The sequence below is a fragment of the Flavobacterium sp. LK-23 genome (assembly GCF_058135255.1).
Window position 1 is genome coordinate 13,196 of sequence record NZ_JBYUVT010000009.1, and the last position, 20,819, is coordinate 34,014.

Sequence of the window (20,819 nt, forward strand, 5' to 3'; positions counted from 1 at the left end):
TAGTATTAATTAGGTGCCTGCTTCAAAAACAATTACGACTGTGAACTCATAGAATTAAATAGCGTACTAAAATAAACCGCAAATAACAACCAAAGTCAAAATTAGAAAACTAAATTATGCAAGAAGAAATAACCAAACATTCAAACAAAATTTACAAAGCAGTGAAAAAACCAGAACACACAGTAGGTGAGAAAGTAAAAGAAATCATAATAGAAATATTCATAATCGTTTTTGCTGTAACGCTTTCGATATGGTTGCACAGTTGGAGCGAGCATAGACACCAACAAGAAGAAGTAGCTGTGTTTCTTGCTAATTTAAACAACGATTTAAAGAATGATATAGAAAGTATCGATAGAGAAATACACGCATACCAAAAGACAAACGCAGAATATGAAAAAATTTTAGCATTAACCACTTCTCAGCTGGACAGTATTTATAGATCTAAAAGTAGAGTTAATTTCCCAATTCATTCACATGGGCAAACATTGACTATAGGTAATTATGAAAGTTTTAAATCAAGCGGTAAACTTGGTTACATTGAAGACGAAAAATTAAAACAGAAAATCTTAAACTATTATCAAATATTTGTTCCAGCTGCTAACGAAGTGGATAAAATGTACACTGAATTTTTGTTTAAGTGTTTTGATAAAGAGATAGAAAATGCAGATAAGCCAGAGAAAGAATTATATTCTGATCCAAAATATAAAAAGACACTTTCATATCTTGTTAAACTAGGTAAGAATAACATAAGGGTTTATAAAGAAAATACAAAACCGCTCGCAATTGAACTTATTAAAGAGATTGAAAAAGAGTTGGGCAAATAAAAAAAGCGAAAACATAAAAAAAACTCCATTAGAAATAATGGAGTTTTTTTTATGTTTTAAAAAGGTTACTTTCCTTTTGCTATTTTTTCGAGATATTCAACTTTGTCTTTTTCGGCTTGGATTAAGCGTTCGTAAAGTTTTTCTTTTTCTCCGTAAAGTTCTACAATTTTATCAAGTGGATTAAAAGTAGGTTGAAAATTGACTGCATTTAATGTTGAACTGTCGTGACTATTAAATGTATTGTTAATGATGCTTAGTATGTTTTCGTCGCTGTAGTTTTTAATACCTTCAGCTGTAACGCCAAGTGCTTTTGCAACTGCTGTAAGCTTTTCTTCATCAATAGTTTCGCTATTTTCCATAGCAGAAATAGCTTGTTGATTTGTTCCTAAAGCTTGTGCCAAAGCTTCCTGTTTCATATCACGAAGTTCACGAATACGGCTAATATTTCTTCCGATATGTTTTGGTCTTGATAGTGTGCTCATAATTCAAAGATAATAATTAAGTGAATAAACCAGAACTGTAAAAAACAGATTTTAAATGTATGTTACAGATTTTCTTTGGGAGCGGTAAACAAAAATACAATTTTTATGGTAAGAATTTTGAATTCTGTTCTCAGGCTTAATTATAGATAAAGATTTGTCATCCTGAGGAACGAAGGATCACACTAGAAATTACGTAAAGTATATCGCTAATCTGTGTCGATTTCCGAGTGTGATTTCTCGTTCCTCGAAATGACAATTACTTATACATTGAATATTCTGAAATATATAAAAGAAATTCAAAATATTCCTATATTCGTTTGGAAGAAGTATAATTTTAAATTAGATAATGAAGAATATAACAAAAGAGTTTAAAGATGCTAAAGTTGAGTTTTTAAAATCAAATGGCTCAGAGAAAAGTGTTGAAAAACTATATGATATCATTTATTTTTTAAAAGACTTGAAGGAGCCAACTTTTGATGAAAAATTTATTCTGGCCAAGATTTATAATATGGTAGGAAGTAATATATTTGCTTCTAAAATTGTTGAGGAAAGTTTGAAAACAAGTGGTTTGTTTCAAACTATAAAGTTAAAAGCACTGGCATCAAAAATAGAAAGTCAAGATATTTGGAATATTAAAATTTATAGCGATTTACGTGATTCTAAGATAAAAAAAGTACCGACGAAACTAAGTATTGAAGATCTTGTAGTATCTGTTGATGTTGATGGTAGCTACTGTGTTGGGATTTCTGCAGAAGTTAAAAATATAGTTCTTTTGAATAAGAACTTTACTAATAAGGATATCTGGGGAGATGGAGAAGGATATTTTATTTTTTCTGAAAAAAAGCCAGATGTTTATCTATTGGAATCAATAATAGAATACTTGATATGGTTGGGGCAAATAAGTGATGAACTTCTTGATTTTTATAATCAGGCTAATTTTAGACATAAACTTCTAAATGTAGGAGAGAATTGGTTTGATAGTTTAAGTGTTTTTGATTTTTCTGTCTACATTGATGAAAATGGTGACTTTAATACTGAAATTCTTTTACATGATTATATTCAAAATGATTTTGGATTTCATTTAGAAATTGTAAATAAAGATTTTAAACAAATAAAATACAATCCGGAATTGTAAAGATTGTTTCAATAGTTAACTGGTAAGTTTAAAAATAAGCAAAAAAAAACTCCTTAATTTCTTAAGGAGTTTCTTGGTGGGCGATGAGGGGTTCGAACCCCCGACCCCCTCGGTGTAAACGAGGTGCTCTGAACCAGCTGAGCTAATCGCCCTATTTTACTAGGTTGCTATCGTTTGTGATTGCGAGTGCAAATATACGCTTGTTTTCGAGTCCTGCAAAGAAAAAAGAATAAAAAATAAAACTTTTTTAAAAATAACTCATATCTATTTGTTTATGAATTTGTTATTAAAATGAATTTTTTAAAGTTTTTTCTAGATCAAAAGTATATTTTAGTTCAAAGGCAATTCGGCAACGACAAAAGTGCTTCCGCCAACGTAAATAAAATCATTTTCTGAAGCATTTTTCTTCGCTTCCGCGAAAGCGATGGCAACAGAATCGTATTTTTCTCCAATCAAATCATGTTTTTTTGCTTCCCTTTGTAAAGTTTCGGCTGGCAAAGCTCGTGACGAATTCGGATTGCAGAAATAATATTGCGCTTCTTTTGGGAAAAGCGGCAAAATAGAATCCAAATCTTTATCATTTACAACTCCTAAAACAATATGAAGTTTCTCGTATTTTTCATTCTTCAGCTGATTCATTACAACAGTTAATCCGTGTTTGTTGTGAGCCGTGTCGCAAATAATTTTTGGATTTTCTCCCAATTGCTGCCATCTTCCTTGCAAACCCGTATTTTTTACAACATGCAATAAACCTTCTTTCAAGTGTTCGATCGAAATTTTAAAATCGGTTTCATTATTCAAAATCGATATCGTCTGCTGAACCGTTTTTTTATTATGAAACTGATAATCTCCAATCAAATCAGACAAATAAATCTGATCAATTAAATCTGAAGCAAAAGAAATTGGCGCGTTGTTCGCTTCGGCTTTAGCCAAAAATACTGGTTTCGTTTCATCGGTATATTCGCCAATAACAACAGGAATATTCGGTTTTATAATTCCCGCTTTTTCTCCAGCAATGGCTTCCAGCGTATTTCCTAAAAACTGAGTATGATCTAAACCAATATTGGTAATTACCGAAACCAAAGGCGTAATAATATTAGTAGCATCCAATCTTCCGCCCAAACCAACTTCGATAATCGCAATATCTACTTTTTCTGCAGCAAAATAATCAAAAGCCAAACCGACTGACATTTCGAAGAAACTCATATCATTGGCTTCAAAAAAATCTTTGTGTTTTGCGATGAATTCAATCACAAAATCTTCTGAGATTTCTTTACCTTTTATTTTAATTCTTTCCCTAAAATCTTTCAAGTGCGGAGAAGTATATAATCCGACTTTATATCCTGCTTCTTGTAAAACAGACGAAAGCATATGCGAGGTAGAACCTTTTCCGTTTGTCCCCGCAACGTGAATACATTTTAGCTCATTTTGCGGATTATCAAGATGAGCCGCCAACAATTTGATATTCGTTAAATCTTCTTTATACGCCGAAGCACCTTGCAATTGGTACATTGGAAGTTGATTAAACATCCAATTGGTGGTCTCTTGATAGTTCATTTGTTTAGATAAAATGGTTGTTGATTGAAATAAATTTCGATTTTTGTAGTTTAATATTACAGCGAAAATTATCTTTATTGCAAATTTCAAATATTTTTTAGAATTAATTATTAAAAACCAGAATTAATATATGTTTAGTTTTATTCAGTTACAAACAGATACAATCGCAAATGCTTCAAATGTAGTGATCGAGAAGATTGCAGCGCCGCAAAATGAAATTTCAATGTTTGGTTTCATCATGAAAGGGGGAGTGTTCTTAATTCCGATTGCGATTTTATTGTTTTACACTATTTACTTGATTTTTGAACGTTATATGTACATAAGCCGAGCATCTAAAATTGATAGCAGATTGATGCAAGATGTTGGTGAAAAATTGCATTCTGGAAATATTGAATTAGCAAGAACAATTGTAGAAAGAAATAATACTGCGGCCGGAAATATTTTAAAAGAAGGTGTTTTGATAATCGGAAGACCAATTTCAGAAATTGAAGCCAACATGGACCGCGCTGCCGATATCGAAATTGGCGAAATGGAAAGACATTTAGGTCATCTTGGACTTATTGCTGGTATTGCGCCAACGTTAGGTTTTATCGGAACGATTTCTGGGGTTATTAAAATTTTCTATAGCATTTCGGTTACAGAAAACATTAGCATCGGAAACATTTCTGGAGGTTTATACGAAAAAATGATTAGTTCTGGTTCTGGATTAATTGTGGGTATTATTGCGTATAGCGCTTACCACTTGTTAAACGGAAAGATTGATAATTTTGCTTTAAAAATTCAGAAACAGATTTTAGAATTTGTCAATATAATTCAAAGAGCATAAGTCATGTCTATTAAAAGAAAAAGAAGATTTCACGCCGAAGTTGCAACTTCATCTTTGAGCGATATCATGTTTTTCCTGCTGTTGTTTTTCTTAATTATTTCAACACTGGCAAATCCGAATGTGATTAAGATGACATTGCCAAAAGCTAAAGCGAATGAAAAGACCAATAAACAATTAATTAGTTTATCGGTTACCGAAGATAAAAAGTTCTACATTGACAAACAGGAAGTAGATTTTGAAAATCTAGAAACGAGTTTAATGTCAAAAATAGGAACAGATAAAGAACAAACCGTTGTAGTTCGAATTCCGTTTAACCTACAAGTTCAAGACTTAGTAGATGTTTTACAGATAGGAGTAAAGAACAACTTAAAATTTGTAATTGCAACAAGTCCGAAATAAATTTAATATCAGGGCGTGACCATACCGAGATAAAAAGACAAATATACTTTGCGTATATACGCCTTTTTATCTCGGTACGGTCGGGCTATACGCGCTACTTCGGTAGCTTGCTTCTATCCCTCACGCGAACAAATTGGTAATCTTGACCTGACAGGTTTTAAAAACCTTTTAGGTCTAATAGGAGAAGCAAAAAACGCAATTTTGTCATTTCGACGAAGGAGAAATCTCCACAAGTAACTCCGCAACGAGAACCCAATCTTTGTAGAGCTTCTCGCGAAGATTTCTCCTTCGTCGAAATGACAAACTGGGCGGAAATAAAAAAGGCTTTCAGATTTCTGAAAGCCTTTTTCTATGAAAACAGATTTAGTGTAAATCTGTGTAATTCGTGTTTTTTAATCCAAACTAAAATTATAAATAATTTTCCCAACCTGTTTTGCAGGAGCATCACTATCAGATTCCCATTTGGTATTCATTGCTGCGATTCTTGCTTGATCTAGTAAACATTTTGCAGTATTGGTTGTTCCTTTAATTCCTGCAGTCGCACTTATTGTTTTACCGTTTTGGTCAACGCTTACTTCAACAACGACTTTTCCTTCTTCGTTGCAAGTATATTTTGGTGCAGGTTTAGAAAGGGCTTTTCTGTTTCCTAGAGAATATCCAGATCCTCCGCCAGATCCTCCGCCACTTCCGGCTCCGTAACCGCTTCCTGTGCCAATGCCATTTCCGGTTCCGTTACCGCCTCCAGTTCCTCCGCCAGAGCCACCAGATCCGTAATATCCGTTTGAGTTTAAACTTCCGTTTGCTTTTCCTTTATTTCCTGCTGCTTTATCATCTCCGTCTCCGCCTTTGTTCGAACCTTTCATGATGCTGGCTAAAGCATCATTTGTTGAGTTAGAAACTTTTGGTTTTTCGGGTACAGGTTTTTGTATCGGTTTTTCAACAGGAACAGGTTTTTTCGGCTTCTCTTTGGTCGGAATAACAACATCATTATCGGCAGTTGTATTTTCTTGGCTAATTATAGCTTCTTCTTCGGGAGTTGCTTTTGCGGGAGCTTGTTTTACATTGTTTTTTACATCCAGAACTTCGCTTTTATAATTGGCACCAGAGCCTAAATCGCTGTCTCCGAAATTTACAGTCACGCCTCCGCCACCTCCACCGCCATCTGCAAGGGCAACATTATTTTCAGGATTATATGGAGGCCAAAAACGTATAAAAAACAGCAACGCAATAACAACCGCATAAATAGCGATTGTGAATAGTAATGATTTCTTTTGATCTGAAGAAATTGAGGAACTCATTTAAATTCTGAATTTTGAAATGTATTATTTTAAAAACGTTTAAAAGTAGTAAAAATTGTTTAGAATGAAAGAGAGAATTTAACCTCTAAGTTCGCAAAGGTTTTTTTTAAATTATAACGCAAAGCACGCTAAGATTTACGCAAAGAAACGCAAAGTTTTAATTGACTTAAATTTGAGTGATTCTTAAGATTAAAAGTTCACAAAGCTTTGTCAAAATAAAGCTTTGCGAACTTAATATTTATATATTGTTTGCGTTCCAAATTAAAATAACTTAGCGTGCTTTGCGTTAAAAAATCTGCAGTACAAAAAAACGAGCCAAATAGAAATCTGGCTCGTTTTTATATTAAAGTATAGAATATATTACACCAACTGTTTCAATGCAATCTCAAAAGCAGTTGCGCTGATATTTGTTTTTGATTGACTTAAAGTATGAGCTTTTACAATCGCATTTTTAATTGTGTCTGAAGTATCGTTAAAAATAGCCTCATCTGTCATTTGGACTTTTTTCTCCATGAAATAAGCAAAAACTCGTGCCATTCCGCAGTTTGAAATAAAGTCGGGAATTAAACTTACTTTTTGATCTACTTGCTCCATAATAGAACCAAAGAAAATTTCTTTATCAGCAAAAGGAACATTCGCACCACAAGAAATAACTTCCAATCCGTTTGCGATTAAGCTGTCAATTTGTGCTTGAGTTACCAATCTAGATGCAGCACATGGAGTGAAAATCTCTGCGCCGATTGTCCAGATTTTAGAATTGATTTCTTCAAACGGAATCATATTATCAGCAACCAATTTATTTCCGTCCTTATTTAAAAACAAGGTTCTGATTTCTTCAAAAGAAAAACCCTCTTCTTTTATTAATCCACCGTCGCGATCAATAATTCCGATAACTTTCGCACCCATTTCAGCTAAATAAAAAGCAGCTGCAGAACCTACGTTTCCAAAACCTTGTACGATTGCTTTTTTACCTTTTATGTCTCCGCCGTAAGTTGCGTAAAAATGACGAACCGCTTCGGCAACGCCATAACCCGTAATCATATCGGCAACTGTATATTTTCTAGTTACGTCTGGAGAGAATTTAGGGTTTTCGATAACCTTAATTACACCCTGACGCAATTGACCAATTCTATTAATTTTATCAGCTTCTGTTGGTTTAAAGTGTCCATTGAAAACACCTTCCTGCGGATGCCAAACACCACATTCTTCTGTCATTGGAATAACTTCATGAATCTCATCAACATTCAAATCTCCTCCAGTTCCATAATAGCTTTTCAATAACGGAGAAACGGCTTTGTACCAACGTTGCAAAACACCTTTTTTGCGAGGATCGTTTGGGTCAAAGTTAATTCCAGATTTAGCTCCTCCAATTGCAGGACCAGAAACTGAGAATTTAACTTCCATAGTTTTTGCCAATGACAAAACTTCGTTCATGTCTAAGCCTTTTCTCATTCTTGTTCCTCCACCCGCAGCTCCTCCACGAAGTGAATTAATAACAGTCCACCCTTCGGCTTCTGTTTCAGAATCTTTCCAATTGAAAACAATTTCAGGTGCTTTGTTTTCAAATTGTTGTAATAAATCTTTCATTTTGTTGTGATATGTTTATTTTGCGTAAATGTATAAAATAGAATAATGCGAATAATGTATTTTGCAGCAAATTTAGCAAACAAAAAAGAAAAGCCGAAAACTATTAGGTTTTCGGCTTTTTGAATATTTAGAAAATTAAGAACTATTGTCCTAATAAGTGTTTTTTCAAAGTTTCGTCAACTGGTTTATCAGAAAGCCAGATTCCGAATAATGCTTTTTTGAAATCAAATCCAGGAATTTTTCCTTTCAAAACTTCATTTTTAGAAACGTAAACATTTTGGTCAAAAGGGTTGTAAGCTAAAACAAATACATCTTTTTCTGTAATTGCGTCACTTAAAAAGCTTTTCAGCTGTTCGATTCTAGGGCGTAATTGTTCAAGATTTGCTCCTGCAGATTTTTCAAAACCTGCGTTCATTGCTTTTGTCAGTTTGCTTGAAGAAACCATAGAAGAAGTAATTTCGATTCTAACAGCCATTTCAGTATCACTATCGATAATGAATTGCGGATCCTGTGCTAATTGAGATAAATACAATGCCTGAACATATACTTCCAGCCACATTTTTGATCTTCCGCCTGCTCCGTTTAACTGTAATGACTTGCCTTGAAATTCTATTTTTCTAGGAACTGTCACACCGTTAACTTCGATTTGAGTTTGTGCCGAAACAGTAGAAAATGGTAAGCTTAAAAGGATTATCAGTAAAAGTAAAATCTTTTTCATATTCTATCAATTTATTATTTTTAAGGCAAAAATAATAGTAATTTATTAATATTTGGTTCATTTTCAGAATGTTTTTTTTATGTAAAAAATACATTTAATTTTTCTATTGCATTAAAAATCAAATTAGTAAGACTAGTTTTACGTGGATTTACGTGCTTTAAGAATTGTTTAAGCATTGCTCGCTAAAAATCTGTCAAAAATGTTCGTTTTTTTATGCTTTAAAAAGAAAAATTGACTTTTAAATTTTAAAAGAATTGTTGCGAGATTAATGCTGATTTGAAGAAAAAGCTAAATAATCACGAAAACGTTATCGTAATCTTTGCTGATCTATTAATTTTATATGCGCGCATTGTAAATTACACTTTTAAAAAGTATCTTTGGAAGCCTTTGAACTGAAAAGTTTTAGGAGCTCAAAAAAAACAAAAACATAAAAAACCATCAACTAAAATTTCTTTTTGAAATTGAGTTGAAAAAACTTTAAAGAATACTACTATGGATTTTAATCTTACCGAAGAACATTTAATGATTCAGCAGGCTGCAAGAGATTTTGCTCAAAATGAATTATTGCCGGGAGTTATTGAACGTGACGAAAACCAGACTTTTCCAACTGAGCAAATCAAAAAAATGGGTGAGCTTGGATTTATGGGAATGATGGTTGATCCTAAATATGGAGGAAGCGGCTTAGACGCTATTTCTTATGTTATTGCAATGGAAGAAATTTCTAAAGTAGATGCTTCTGCATCTGTTGTAATGTCTGTAAACAATTCATTAGTTTGTTGGGGATTGCAAGAATATGGTACTGAAGAGCAAAAACAAAAATACCTTCCAGGTTTGGCTTCTGGAGAAATTCACGGTGCTTTTTGCTTAAGTGAACCTGAAGCAGGAAGTGACGCAACTTCTCAAAAAACAACTGCGGTTGATATGGGAGATCATTATTTGGTTAACGGAACTAAAAATTGGATCACAAACGGAAATACAGCATCTGTATATTTAGTAATTGCACAAACACATCCAGAATTAAAGCACAAAGGAATCAATGCTTTGATTATGACGAAAGATATGCCAGGTTTTTCAGTTGGTCCGAAAGAACAGAAAATGGGAATCCGTGGTTCTGATACACATTCATTAATGTTTTCTGATGTTAAAGTTCCAAAAGAAAACAGAATTGGTGAAGATGGTTTCGGGTTTAAATTTGCAATGAAAACTCTTGCAGGCGGTAGAATTGGAATCGCTTCGCAAGCATTAGGAATTGCTTCAGGAGCTTATGAATTGGCTTTAAAATATTCTAAAGAGCGTAAAGCTTTTGGAACTGAAATTTGCAACCATCAGGCAATTGCTTTCAAATTGGCAGATATGGCAGTAAATATCGAAGCAGCGCGCCATTTGTGTATGAAAGCTGCTTGGGATAAAGACAATAATAAAAATTACGACGTGAGCGGTGCAATGGCAAAATTATTTGCTTCGCAAGTTGCAATGGATACTTCAGTTGAAGCTGTTCAAATTCACGGAGGAAACGGGTATGTAAAAGAATATCACGTAGAGCGTTTTATGCGTGATGCTAAAATTACTCAGATTTACGAAGGAACTTCTGAAATTCAGAAAATCGTAATTTCGAGAGCAGTTATTGCTGGATAAATAATCGTAAAAACATATTTTAAACCCTTTCGGCTTTTAGTTGAAAGGGTTTTTTTTATGAATATTCTATTACTTTTCATAAGTTTATAGTCCAATAAAATTTATTATCAATCATCAATAAAAACAGAAAACCATGAGAAAGCTATACTTTTTGCTTCCATTTATTTTTTTAGCATGTAAATCGGGAACTTCAACTTCAAATGATAATGAAGCAAAAACAAATTCAAAACCAATAGAAATTAGTTATAAAGTAAAAGAAGCTGAAATTTCAGATTTTCTAAAATATCTTTCTTCTGATGAATTGGAAGGTCGCGAGACAGGAACAAAAGGAATTGAAAAAGCTGCTGTTTTCTTGGAAGACTTTTTAAAGAAAAATAAAATCAAACCCTATTTTAAAACCTATCGCGATACTTTGACCAATTTTGATTTGCCAGCTTTCAACATTGTTGGTGTTATTGAAGGAACAGATCCTGAACTTAAAAAAGAATTTGTGGTCCTGAGCGCACATTACGATCATATTGGTTTAGAGAAAAAAGAACAAGCCGATAAAATAAATAATGGCGCAAACGATGATGCTTCGGGCGTAACTTCTGTAGCGGCAATGGCAAAATATTTTAGCGAAACTAAAGCCAATAAACGAAGCATCTTAATTGTATTTTTTGCTGGAGAAGAAAAAGGATTACTAGGTTCAAAAAGTTTAGTAGAGAAATTGAAAAAACAAAATTTCAATCTTTATACACAATTAAACATAGAAATGATTGGTGTGCCAATGAAACGAGATTATTTGGCTTACATAACTGGTTTTGATAAATCGAATATGGCGCAAAAAATAAACGAATACACAGGAAAAAACACCATCGGATTTTTACCGAAAGAAGCAGAATATCAATTATTCTACCGTTCTGATAATTATTCGTTTTTTCAAGCTTTTGGAAAACCATGCCAATCCCTAAGTACTTTCGACTTCGAAAATTTTGATTACTATCACCATGTTTCAGACGAATTTAAATTAATGGATATTCCTCATATCACGGCATTCATACAAGAATTATTGCCTGCAGTAACCAAAATTACGGTTTCGCCAACGCAAGAAATAACGATGAACAAATAAGAGGCTGTTTTACAGCATTTGATTATTTTTGCTACATGAAAAATATTATCGTTACAGGAACAAGCAGAGGAATTGGTTACGAATTAGCCTTGAAATTTGCCGAAGCAGGTCATCAGGTTTTGGCCATTTCCAGAAAAATACCGCAAGCACTTTTAGAACATCAAAATGTAACTTGTCTGTCTGTTGATTTGGCAGATGAAACGGCTTTGGATCAGGTTGACAATTTTCTTTCTTCAACGTGGAAAAAAGTAGATGCAGTGGTTCATAATGCGGGCGCTTTGCTTTTAAAACCTTTTGAGCAAACTACGCAGGCAGATTTTGAAAATATTTATAAAGTGAATGTTTTTGCTGTTGCCAATTTAACTCGTATCTGTATTCCTTATTTAGAAAAAGGAAGTCATGTTGTAACAATTAGTTCAATTGGCGGGGTTCGCGGAAGTTTGAAATTTGCTGGATTAGCGGCTTACAGTTCGAGTAAAGGAGCCGTAATTACTTTAACTGAATTATTGGCTGAAGAATATAAAGAAAAAGGAATTTCATTTAATGTTTTGGCTTTGGGTTCTGTTCAAACTGAAATGCTTAATGAAGCTTTCCCTGGTTATCAAGCTCCAATTTCTGCTGAAGGAATGGCAACTTATATTTATGATTTTACATTAAATGGGAATAAATATTTTAACGGAAAAGTTTTAGAAGTTTCTTCAACAAATCCGTAAATTAAATTCCAAAATAAAAAATCCAAATTCCAATTTTAAAACGTCTAACATCTAACAAATAACATTTAACTTTAAATTGAGCGAAACTTTAGCTAAATATATTCCTGAACACGCGGTAAAACCTGTTTTCGATTTGATAGTGGCCAATCAGGTTCACTTGAAAATTGTAAATGAGCGTCAGACGCGTCACGGAGATTATAGGAGAGGACCAAGTGGAAAGCATGAAATTACGGTTAACGCAAGTTTGAATAAGTATCGTTTTTTGATTACGCTGATTCATGAAATTGCACATTTAGTTGCTTTTGAGAAATTCGGACGAAATATAAAACCGCATGGAAATGAATGGAAATATACTTTTCAGCGTTTAATGGTTCCGTTTATTCGGCCAGAAATATTTCCAGGACAAATATTGCCGCTTTTGGCAAGACATTTCAAAAATCCTTCAGCAAGTAGTGATACCGATACCACTTTGTCTTTGGCTTTAAAACAATATGACAAGGAAAATGATAAAAATTACGTTTTTGAAATTCCGTACGGAAGTGTTTTTAGAATTAAAAATGGTAAGGTTTTTAAAAAAATAGCCGTTAGGACAAAGCGTTTTGAGTGTTTAGAAATCAGCTCAGGAAAGACTTATCTTTTTAACCCAAATGCGGAAGTGGAATTGATCAATTAAATTCCAAAGTAAGAATGAATAGAAAATCCCAAATTCCAAAGTTTACTACAATTGGAATTTGGGATTTTTGATATTGGAATTTTAAAGGACTAGCCTTTCAAATAGGCTTCTCTTACTTTTTTGAAAAGGTTTGAAGAATAAACAAATTTAACTACCGCCTCATTGTCGGTCGTAAAGATTTCTTCTTTTGTTCCTTGCCAAGCTTTCAGACCTTTCTTTAAGAAAACAATATTCTCACCGATTTCCATTACAGAGTTCATATCGTGTGTATTGATTACCGTTGTAATGTTATATTCTCGGGTAATTTCCTGAATCAAATTATCAATCAAAGTCGAAGTATTTGGATCTAAACCAGAGTTAGGTTCATCACAAAACAAATATTTTGGATTGTTTACAATTGCGCGAGCAATAGCCACACGTTTCTGCATTCCTCCAGAAATTTCAGAAGGCAGTTTCTTGTGTGCATCGATTAGATTTACTCTTTCTAAAACAAAATCAACTCGTTCTTTAATTTGCGCTTTGTTATTATTAGTAAACATTTTTAGCGGGAAAGCTACATTTTCTTCAACAGTCATCGAATCAAATAAGGCACTTCCCTGAAATACCATTCCGATTTCGGTTCTCAAGTCACGTTTTTCATCTTTGTCTAAATCAGAATAAACCCTTCCGTCAAATTCAATTGTTCCTGAGTCGGGTGTATGAATTCCTAATAACGTTTTTAATAAAACTGTTTTTCCAGATCCACTTTGTCCAATAATCAAGTTGGTTTTTCCAGTTTCAAATACCGTCGAAACGCCTTTTAAAACTTTGCTGTCCCCAAATGATTTTTCTATATTTTTTACTTCTATCATTATCCTAATAATAATTGAGTTAATATATAATTAAAAAGAATGATACAAACAGAAGTCCATACGAATGATGTTGTACTTGCTTTACCAACTTCTAATGCACCACCTTTCATATAATATCCGTGAAAAGATGGGATTGTTGCCAATAGCATGGCAAAGATTAAAGTTTTAATAAAGGCATAAGTAATATGGAACGGTATGAAATCTTTTTGAGCTCCCATAATAAAATCTGCACCAGTTGAAAATCCTCCGTAAGCACAAGCTATCCATCCACCAAAAATTCCTAAAAACATACTAATCCCGATTACGAAAGGATACATTAATAAAGCGATTATTTTTGGAAAAACAAGATAGTTTACAGAGTTAACTCCCATAACTTCTAACGCATCAATCTGTTCTGTAACTCGCATTGTTCCTATACTTGAAGTAATGTAAGACCCCATTTTTCCGGCCATAATTACCGAAATAAAAGTAGGGGCAAACTCTAAAACTACAGATTGACGCGTAGCAAAACCAATTAAATATTTTGGAATTAAAGGATTGGTTAAGTTTAATGCTGTTTGAATGGCAACAACTCCTCCGATGAAAAAAGAGATAAAGCAAACAATTCCTAGTGAGTCAATAATAAGATCATCAATTTCTTTTAGGATTAGATTTTTCATAACAGGCCATTTAGTCTGTTTGTTGAAAATTTCTTTCAGCATTAAAAAATATTTCCCTACTTGGGATAAATAACGGATTAGCATCATAATTTTTAAATATTGGCTAAGGTAAAAAGAAGTTATGAGTTATGAGTTATGAGTTCAGTTTTTTCGAGTGTTTTACCAATTAAATTAACTTTTCTTTCATTTTTTTCAAACGATAATTTCTAATAAATTTAGCTTGTTCAGGTGTAACCAATAAAGGTGTTTTTGCTTTTTTAGCTTTCCAAAAACCTTTTATATAGTCTAAAAACAGAAATGGTTTTTTCTTCATCATCGCCAATTTTGCCGAAGCAATTGCGGTAATCCAAAATCCATAACCAAGAGTGTAAAAAGCTTCGCCTTGTTTGTAACGAGCCGTTTTATTGTAATTTGCTCCCGTTGGTTTTAAATGTTTTACATGTAAAGATTGGTCGGTTACAATTTTCCAATCGTAATATTTGCAAAGCAATTCATCAACAGTGTCCCAACCCATTGCAGGACGTAAACCACCAATTTGCTGATAGGTTTCTTTTCTATACGCTTTTAAGGCTCCGCGAATATGATCTTTATCGGTAAGATTTTCTAAAACCCATTCACCATTTTTATCAATATAACAGAATCCTCCGGCCATTCCAACTCTTTCATCTGATTCGAAATGTTTAATAATAGTCTCAAAATAGTTTGGAGGAAAAATTAAATCGCCGTCTATTTTTACAATGATATCATAATTAGAATCTAAAGTTTCAAAACCTTTTTGAAAAGCTTGAATCACTTTACTTCCCGGCATATGAATCGCATCTGAAGTTTTATTTACAACAGAAATATACGGATTATCTTTTGCAAAACCCAACACGACTTCTTCAGTTTTATCTGTAGAATTGTCATTTACAACCACAACTTTTGATGGCAAAATAGTTTGAGAAACCAAAGATTCTAAAGTCAAGCCTATTAAATCTTGTTCGTTGTGTGCGGGAATGACGATGTAGTATTTCATTTTAAATTCCAAATTTTTAAAAATTCCAAATTCCAATTTTTGAGAATTAATCCCAATCTTCTAAAATTCCAAATTCCAATCAAAGTTGGTTCAATTGGAATTTGGGATTTTTTTATTGGAATTTGCCTTTAGGCTTTTATTTTTTCAGCCACAACAATATAATATCTTGGAGTGAAATATCTTAATAAGGGTCTGAATCCGAATTTTTTTACTGGATGTGTAAATTGTAATCGATCGGTAATTTTCCAACCCGTTTTTTCTAAAAGCCAATCCAATTGCCAATCTTCAAATTCATGGTAATGTCTGTCCCACATATCGGTTTTAGAACGGTATGCAGGTGAAAACCATAAACGTAAAGGAATAGAAATTAATAGTTTGTCACATTTTACGTTTTGTAAAACTGTGTATGGATTTAGTAAATGTTCGAAAATCTCAAATGCAGTAAAAACAGTATATTCTTCCGTTTGTAGCGCCGTATGGTCGTTGTCTAAATCTTCGCCTTTTGTGTTTTTTACGGTATAACCATTTTCTTCCATTATCTTAGAAAACGGATTGGGTACACCAAAATCAAAAATGGTTTCAGATGTGCTAACGTGCTTTTTTAAAAACTCTAAGGTAAGTTTGAATCTTTTATTCGGAAACGTTTTTTCGTACATAGTTATTGCGAACGAATTAATCTCTCGTTCTTGATTTTAATTAGGTCGCAAATATACTAAAAAAGTAATCAGTGTTCAGTTTTTAGTATTCAGTTGCGGTGCTAAGTTTTAAAATGAATTTCTCGCAAAGATGCGAAGTTGCAAAGTTTTGATTAAAAAAAATAAACCATATAAGTAATATAAGTTCAATTAAGTTTTCTTTTAATTGAACTTATATTACTTATATGGTTAAAAACTTCGCGACTTCGCGTCTTTGCGAGATTATTTCACTCGACTTTAAATTTTAATATCTATAAACAAAAGCATTAATATTCATTCCAGCTCCTACTGAAGCAAAAATAAGAACATCGCCTTTGTTGATTTCGTGGTTCTCTATTTTTCCTTGTAAAATTAAATCGAATAAAGTTGGAACAGTTGCAACACTGCTATTTCCTAGATCGTGAATGCTCATTGGCATAATATCTTTTGGAGCTGTTTTATCGTAGAGTTTGTAGAAACGTTCGATAATTGCTTCGTCCATTTTTTCGTTTGCTTGGTGAATCAGGATTTTTTTTACTTCATCAATTCCAATTCCGCTTTTATCTAAACAGCTTTTCATAGCGCACGGAACATTGCTTAAAGCAAATTCGTAGATTTTACGCCCATACATTTTAATGTATTTAATGTCTGGATCTAAATCTGGATTATACGATTTTCCGAAGAAAAGATAATTCGCTTCATCATTGGCATAAGTAGCACTTTCGTAAGACAACAATCCAGCATCATCTGTGGATGCTTCTAAAATTGAAACCCCAGCTCCATCAGAATAAATCATAGAATCACGGTCGTGATCATCTACAACTCTCGATAAAGTCTCGGCACCAATTACCATTACTCTTTTTGCCATTCCAGATTTGATAAAAGCATTTGCTTGTAAAACGCCTTCAATCCATCCAGGACATCCAAAAAGAATATCGTAAGCCACACATTTAGGATTCTTAATTCCTAATTTGTTTTTAACTCTTGTTGCTAAACTTGGTAAAACATCAGTTTGATGCGTTCCTGTTTTTACGTCACCGAAATTATGCGCAAAAATAATGTAGTCTAAAGTTTCTGGATCGATTCCCGCATTTGCAATTGCTTTTTCAGCCGCAAAGAAAGCTAAATCAGAAGAATTATATTGTGGTTCGGCATAACGGCGATTCTCGATTCCCGTAATACCTTTAAATTTTTTAATTACAACTTCATTAGGATAACCAAAAGGAGTTCCGTCCTCATTTAAAAAAACATGTTTATCAAAATCTGTGTTTTTTACTTCTAAATTAGGAATATAACTCCCAATACCAATAATTTTTATTTTCATTTCCCTTTAATTATCCGATAAATTTAGTGCTAATGTATAAATAATATTATGATAACTATCATAAAAAATAGTATGCATGCATATAATTATGAAATAACTATTTTTCTGTAAATATATTGTCTTTTTTCTAATGATTTTTTAATATTTCCTAGATTTCAAACGATTGAAGGAGATTTGCAGACTAATCTTTTTTTGCTATTACCTTGATTTTATTGAAATAATTTCACAAAAGATTAGCAGAAAGTTATGTTTCTTTAAATGAGATTTCTTCTTTGTTGTTTGAGTTAGAAAGTTTCAAGTTTCAAGTTTCAAGTTATGCTGGAGCTTGAAACTTGACACAAAAAAATAAACCCGACAAGTTTTTAAAACCTGTCGGGTTTGGACATTATAAGAAAACTAAATTTTAGCTTTCCATGTAAGCTTCAATAGGAGCACAGCTACAAACTAAATTTCTGTCACCATAAGCATCGTCAACGCGACGAACAGATGGCCAGAATTTATTGTCAGCAATATACTCTAATGGGTAAGCCGCTTTTTCTCTAGTATAAGGGAAATCCCAATTGTCTGTAGTTAACATTGCCAATGTGTGAGGTGCATTTTTCAATACATTGTTTTTATCATCAGCTGTTGCAACTTCAATTTCTTTTCTAATTGAGATAAGAGCATCACAAAAACGATCTAGTTCTGCTAAATCTTCAGATTCTGTAGGTTCGATCATTAAAGTTCCTGCTACTGGGAAAGAAACCGTAGGAGCGTGGAAACCGTAATCCATTAAACGTTTAGCGATATCACCAACCTCGATTCCGTTTTCTTTAAATGCACGGCAATCTAAAATCATTTCGTGAGCAGCTCTTCCGCATTCTCCAGTGTAAAGAATTGGGTAGTGACCTTCGAAACGAGATTTCATATAGTTTGCATTCAAGATTGCGTGTTCTGTAGCACTTTTTAATCCGTCAGCACCCATCATTGTGATGTAGCCGTAAGAGATTAAACATACTAAAGCAGATCCGTAAGGCGCAGATGAAATTGCTGTAATAGCTTGTTCACCACCTACTTTTAAGATTGGGTTGGTTGGCAAGAAAGGAACTAATTTCTCGTTCACACAGATTGGTCCAACACCAGGTCCGCCACCACCGTGAGGAATAGCAAATGTTTTGTGTAAGTTTAAGTGACAAACGTCAGCACCAATTGTAGCAGGATTTGTTAATCCAACTTGCGCGTTCATGTTTGCACCATCCATATATACTAATCCGCCATTGTCGTGGATTAATTTTGTGATTTCAATAATTGAAGATTCGAAAACTCCGTGAGTAGAAGGATACGTAACCATTAAGCAAGATAAATCATCTTTGTGCTCAATTGCTTTTTCTCTTAAATCTTCTACATCAATATTTCCTTCTGGAGTAGTTTTCGTAACAATGATTTTCATTCCAGCCATCGCTGCAGAAGCAGGATTGGTTCCGTGAGCCGATGAAGGAATCAAACATACATTACGGTGGCCTTCGTTTCTTGACATGTGGTAAGCACGAATTGCCATTAAACCTGCATATTCTCCTTGCGCTCCAGAATTTGGCTGTAAAGTTGTTCCAGCAAATCCAGTAATTACATTTAATTGCTGCTCTAATTTTTTAAGCATTGTGATGTAACCTTCTGCTTGTTCAACTGGTGCAAACGGGTGAATGCTGTTCCAGTTTGGCATTGAAAGAGGTAACATTTCAGAAGCTGCGTTTAACTTCATTGTACAAGAACCTAATGAAATCATGGAGTGATTCAATGATAAATCTTTACGCTCTAATTTTTTGATGTAACGCATCAATTGACTTTCTGAATGATGATTGTTGAATACATCATGTGTTAAGAAAGACGACGTTCTTTCTAATGAAGCAGGTAATTGACTAGCTTGAGTTAATTCAGAAACAGAAACAGTTTCTTTTCCTAAAGCTTCAGCAAAAATTGCAACGATTTGGTTGATGTCAGAAACTGAAGTCGTTTCGTTTAACGAAATAGAAACTGATTCAGCATCAGGGTAGAAGAAGTTTACTTCGTTTTTCTCTGCTACAGCTTTTACTTTTTGAGCGTCTGCTTTTACTAAAATAGTATCAAAAAAAGCTGTGTTAGTTTGGAAAACTCCTAATTTATTTAAAGCCTCAGCAGTAGTAACCGCCGATGCGTGAACTTTGTTTGCAATGTATTTTAATCCTTCTGGACCGTGGTAAACAGCATACATTCCAGCCATAACTGCTAATAAAACCTGAGCAGTACAAATGTTTGAAGTCGCTTTTTCACGTTTAATGTGCTGTTCACGAGTTCCTAAAGCCATACGTAAAGCACGGTTTCCATTTACGTCAATAGAAACTCCAATGATACGACCTGGCATAGATCTTTTGTATTCTTCTTTAGTAGCAAAGTAAGCAGCGTGAGGACCACCGTAACCCATTGGTACACCAAAACGTTGAGTAGTTCCAACTACTACAGCAGCTCCCATTTCTCCTGGAGAAGTTAAAGTTGCTAATGATAAAATATCAGCAGCAAAAGCAACTTTGATTTCGTTTTCTTTTGCTTTAGCAACAAAAGCACTATAATCGTTTACCTGACCGTATTTTCCTGGGTATTGTAAAATAGCTCCAAAAAACTCAGTTGAAAAATCAAAATTTTCGTGGTTTCCAACAACTAATTCAATTCCAATTGGAGTTGAACGTGTTTGAAGTACTGATAAAGTTTGAGGTAAAATTTCTTCAGAAACGAAGAATTTGTGTGTATTGTTTTTCTTTTGATCACGAGTACGAACATCAAAAAGTAAAGCCATCGCTTCAGCAGCAGCTGTACCTTCGTCCAATAAAGAAGCGTTTGCAATTTCCATTCCTGTTAATTCGATAACAGTAGTCTGAAAATTTAAAATTGCTTCCAAACGACCTTGAGCAATTTCTGCTTGGTAAGGCGTGTAAGCAGTATACCATCCTGGGTTTTCGAAGATATTTCTCTGAATTGGCGCAGGAACGATAGTTGGATGATAACCCAAACCAATATACGATTTGAATACTTTATTTTTCTTCCCTAATTCTTGAATGTGATTTGCGAATTCATATTCTGTCATCGCAGGATCTAAGTTCAAAGGTGCTTTTAAACGAATATCGTCCGGAAGGGTTTCATAAACAAGTTGCTCAATTGAGTCAACTCCAATAGTTTTCAGCATATGCTGAAGATCAGTTTCTCTTGGACCAATGTGTCTTAAAGCAAAAGCATCTGTTTTCATTTGTAGCTATCTATTTTTTTTAAATTGATGTGTTCGTAAACCATTTTGACATACGAATCACATTTAAAAGTAAATGTGTTGTTTT

At 33.6% G+C, this 20,819-nt stretch carries 19 protein-coding genes and 1 tRNA gene; 8 read left to right on the forward strand and 12 right to left on the reverse strand.

What is annotated here, in order from left to right:
• The first annotated feature begins 116 nt into the window (after nucleotides 1–116).
• On the forward strand, nucleotides 117–824 hold the full coding sequence (locus AC3Y25_RS14385) for a DUF6090 family protein (RefSeq protein WP_489903202.1): 708 nt from the start codon (nucleotides 117–119) through the stop codon (nucleotides 822–824).
• Nucleotides 825–889: 65 nt separating this feature from the next.
• Here the strand turns inward: AC3Y25_RS14385 and AC3Y25_RS14390 are convergent, their stop codons facing one another.
• A complete protein-coding gene (locus AC3Y25_RS14390; protein ID WP_489903203.1) occupies nucleotides 890–1,306 on the reverse strand; it encodes a helix-turn-helix domain-containing protein in 417 nt (138 codons plus the stop codon).
• Nucleotides 1,307–1,652: 346 nt separating this feature from the next.
• Here AC3Y25_RS14390 and AC3Y25_RS14395 point away from each other — a divergent pair, with 346 nt between their 5' ends.
• On the forward strand, nucleotides 1,653–2,441 hold the full coding sequence (locus AC3Y25_RS14395; RefSeq protein ID WP_489903204.1) for a hypothetical protein: 789 nt from the start codon (nucleotides 1,653–1,655) through the stop codon (nucleotides 2,439–2,441).
• Between the two features lie 74 nt (nucleotides 2,442–2,515).
• Here AC3Y25_RS14395 and AC3Y25_RS14400 read toward each other — a convergent pair.
• Nucleotides 2,516–2,593, reverse strand: a tRNA-Val gene (locus AC3Y25_RS14400).
• A 178-nt stretch (nucleotides 2,594–2,771) separates the two neighbouring features.
• On the reverse strand, nucleotides 2,772–3,998 hold the full coding sequence (locus AC3Y25_RS14405) for a bifunctional folylpolyglutamate synthase/dihydrofolate synthase (protein WP_489903205.1): 1,227 nt from the start codon (nucleotides 3,996–3,998) through the stop codon (nucleotides 2,772–2,774).
• 130 nt (nucleotides 3,999–4,128) lie between these two features.
• On the opposite strand from AC3Y25_RS14405, the gene AC3Y25_RS14410 reads away from it, so the two are divergent.
• Together AC3Y25_RS14410 and AC3Y25_RS14415 are read left to right on the forward strand one after the other, a co-directional pair.
• Entirely contained in the window at nucleotides 4,129–4,824 is a 696-nt protein-coding gene (locus tag AC3Y25_RS14410; protein WP_427875303.1) for a MotA/TolQ/ExbB proton channel family protein, read from the forward strand.
• Between the two features lie 3 nt (nucleotides 4,825–4,827).
• Nucleotides 4,828–5,223, forward strand: a complete 396-nt coding sequence (locus AC3Y25_RS14415; RefSeq protein ID WP_008464192.1) for an ExbD/TolR family protein — start codon at nucleotides 4,828–4,830, stop codon at nucleotides 5,221–5,223.
• A 392-nt stretch (nucleotides 5,224–5,615) separates the two neighbouring features.
• On the opposite strand, the gene AC3Y25_RS14420 is transcribed toward AC3Y25_RS14415, so the two are convergent.
• The 3 genes from AC3Y25_RS14420 to AC3Y25_RS14430 form a co-directional block, all read right to left on the reverse strand.
• Complete coding sequence (locus AC3Y25_RS14420) at nucleotides 5,616–6,521, reverse strand: energy transducer TonB (protein ID WP_379798898.1); 906 nt, start codon at nucleotides 6,519–6,521, stop codon at nucleotides 5,616–5,618.
• A 360-nt stretch (nucleotides 6,522–6,881) separates the two neighbouring features.
• Nucleotides 6,882–8,108, reverse strand: a complete 1,227-nt coding sequence (locus AC3Y25_RS14425; RefSeq protein ID WP_489903206.1) for a Glu/Leu/Phe/Val dehydrogenase dimerization domain-containing protein — start codon at nucleotides 8,106–8,108, stop codon at nucleotides 6,882–6,884.
• Nucleotides 8,109–8,250: 142 nt separating this feature from the next.
• Nucleotides 8,251–8,826 (reverse strand): chalcone isomerase family protein, encoded by a 576-nt coding sequence (locus AC3Y25_RS14430; protein WP_489903207.1) that lies wholly within the window; start codon nucleotides 8,824–8,826, stop codon nucleotides 8,251–8,253.
• Between the two features lie 492 nt (nucleotides 8,827–9,318).
• Between AC3Y25_RS14430 and AC3Y25_RS14435 the strand changes: the two genes are divergently transcribed.
• The 4 genes from AC3Y25_RS14435 to AC3Y25_RS14450 all read left to right on the forward strand — a co-directional run bounded on the left by AC3Y25_RS14435 (nucleotide 9,319) and on the right by AC3Y25_RS14450 (nucleotide 12,958).
• A complete protein-coding gene (locus AC3Y25_RS14435) occupies nucleotides 9,319–10,461 on the forward strand; it encodes an acyl-CoA dehydrogenase (RefSeq protein ID WP_250837507.1) in 1,143 nt (380 codons plus the stop codon).
• Between the two features lie 133 nt (nucleotides 10,462–10,594).
• Nucleotides 10,595–11,572, forward strand: a complete 978-nt coding sequence (locus tag AC3Y25_RS14440; protein WP_489903208.1) for a M20/M25/M40 family metallo-hydrolase — start codon at nucleotides 10,595–10,597, stop codon at nucleotides 11,570–11,572.
• Between the two features lie 35 nt (nucleotides 11,573–11,607).
• Complete coding sequence (locus AC3Y25_RS14445) at nucleotides 11,608–12,285, forward strand: SDR family NAD(P)-dependent oxidoreductase (RefSeq protein ID WP_095931811.1); 678 nt, start codon at nucleotides 11,608–11,610, stop codon at nucleotides 12,283–12,285.
• 76 nt (nucleotides 12,286–12,361) lie between these two features.
• On the forward strand, nucleotides 12,362–12,958 hold the full coding sequence (locus tag AC3Y25_RS14450; protein WP_379798888.1) for a SprT-like domain-containing protein: 597 nt from the start codon (nucleotides 12,362–12,364) through the stop codon (nucleotides 12,956–12,958).
• Between the two features lie 89 nt (nucleotides 12,959–13,047).
• Here AC3Y25_RS14450 and AC3Y25_RS14455 read toward each other — a convergent pair whose 3' ends face one another.
• From AC3Y25_RS14455 to gcvP, 6 genes are all read right to left on the reverse strand, one after another.
• Nucleotides 13,048–13,809: an ABC transporter ATP-binding protein gene (locus AC3Y25_RS14455; RefSeq protein WP_250837502.1), complete on the reverse strand. Its 762-nt coding sequence runs from the start codon at nucleotides 13,807–13,809 to the stop codon at nucleotides 13,048–13,050.
• Entirely contained in the window at nucleotides 13,809–14,555 is a 747-nt protein-coding gene (locus AC3Y25_RS14460) for an MlaE family ABC transporter permease (protein WP_250837501.1), read from the reverse strand. The genes AC3Y25_RS14455 and AC3Y25_RS14460 overlap by 1 nt, the downstream gene beginning before the upstream one ends.
• Nucleotides 14,556–14,634: 79 nt before the next feature.
• Entirely contained in the window at nucleotides 14,635–15,483 is an 849-nt protein-coding gene (locus tag AC3Y25_RS14465) for a glycosyltransferase family 2 protein (protein WP_489903209.1), read from the reverse strand.
• Between the two features lie 128 nt (nucleotides 15,484–15,611).
• Nucleotides 15,612–16,139: a methyltransferase gene (locus AC3Y25_RS14470; RefSeq protein WP_095931815.1), complete on the reverse strand. Its 528-nt coding sequence runs from the start codon at nucleotides 16,137–16,139 to the stop codon at nucleotides 15,612–15,614.
• A 283-nt stretch (nucleotides 16,140–16,422) separates the two neighbouring features.
• Nucleotides 16,423–17,481, reverse strand: a complete 1,059-nt coding sequence (locus tag AC3Y25_RS14475) for a 3-oxoacyl-ACP synthase III family protein (protein ID WP_379798881.1) — start codon at nucleotides 17,479–17,481, stop codon at nucleotides 16,423–16,425.
• A 403-nt stretch (nucleotides 17,482–17,884) separates the two neighbouring features.
• Nucleotides 17,885–20,734: an aminomethyl-transferring glycine dehydrogenase gene (gene gcvP, locus AC3Y25_RS14480; protein ID WP_489903210.1), complete on the reverse strand. Its 2,850-nt coding sequence runs from the start codon at nucleotides 20,732–20,734 to the stop codon at nucleotides 17,885–17,887.
• Nucleotides 20,735–20,819: the final 85 nt, after the last annotated feature.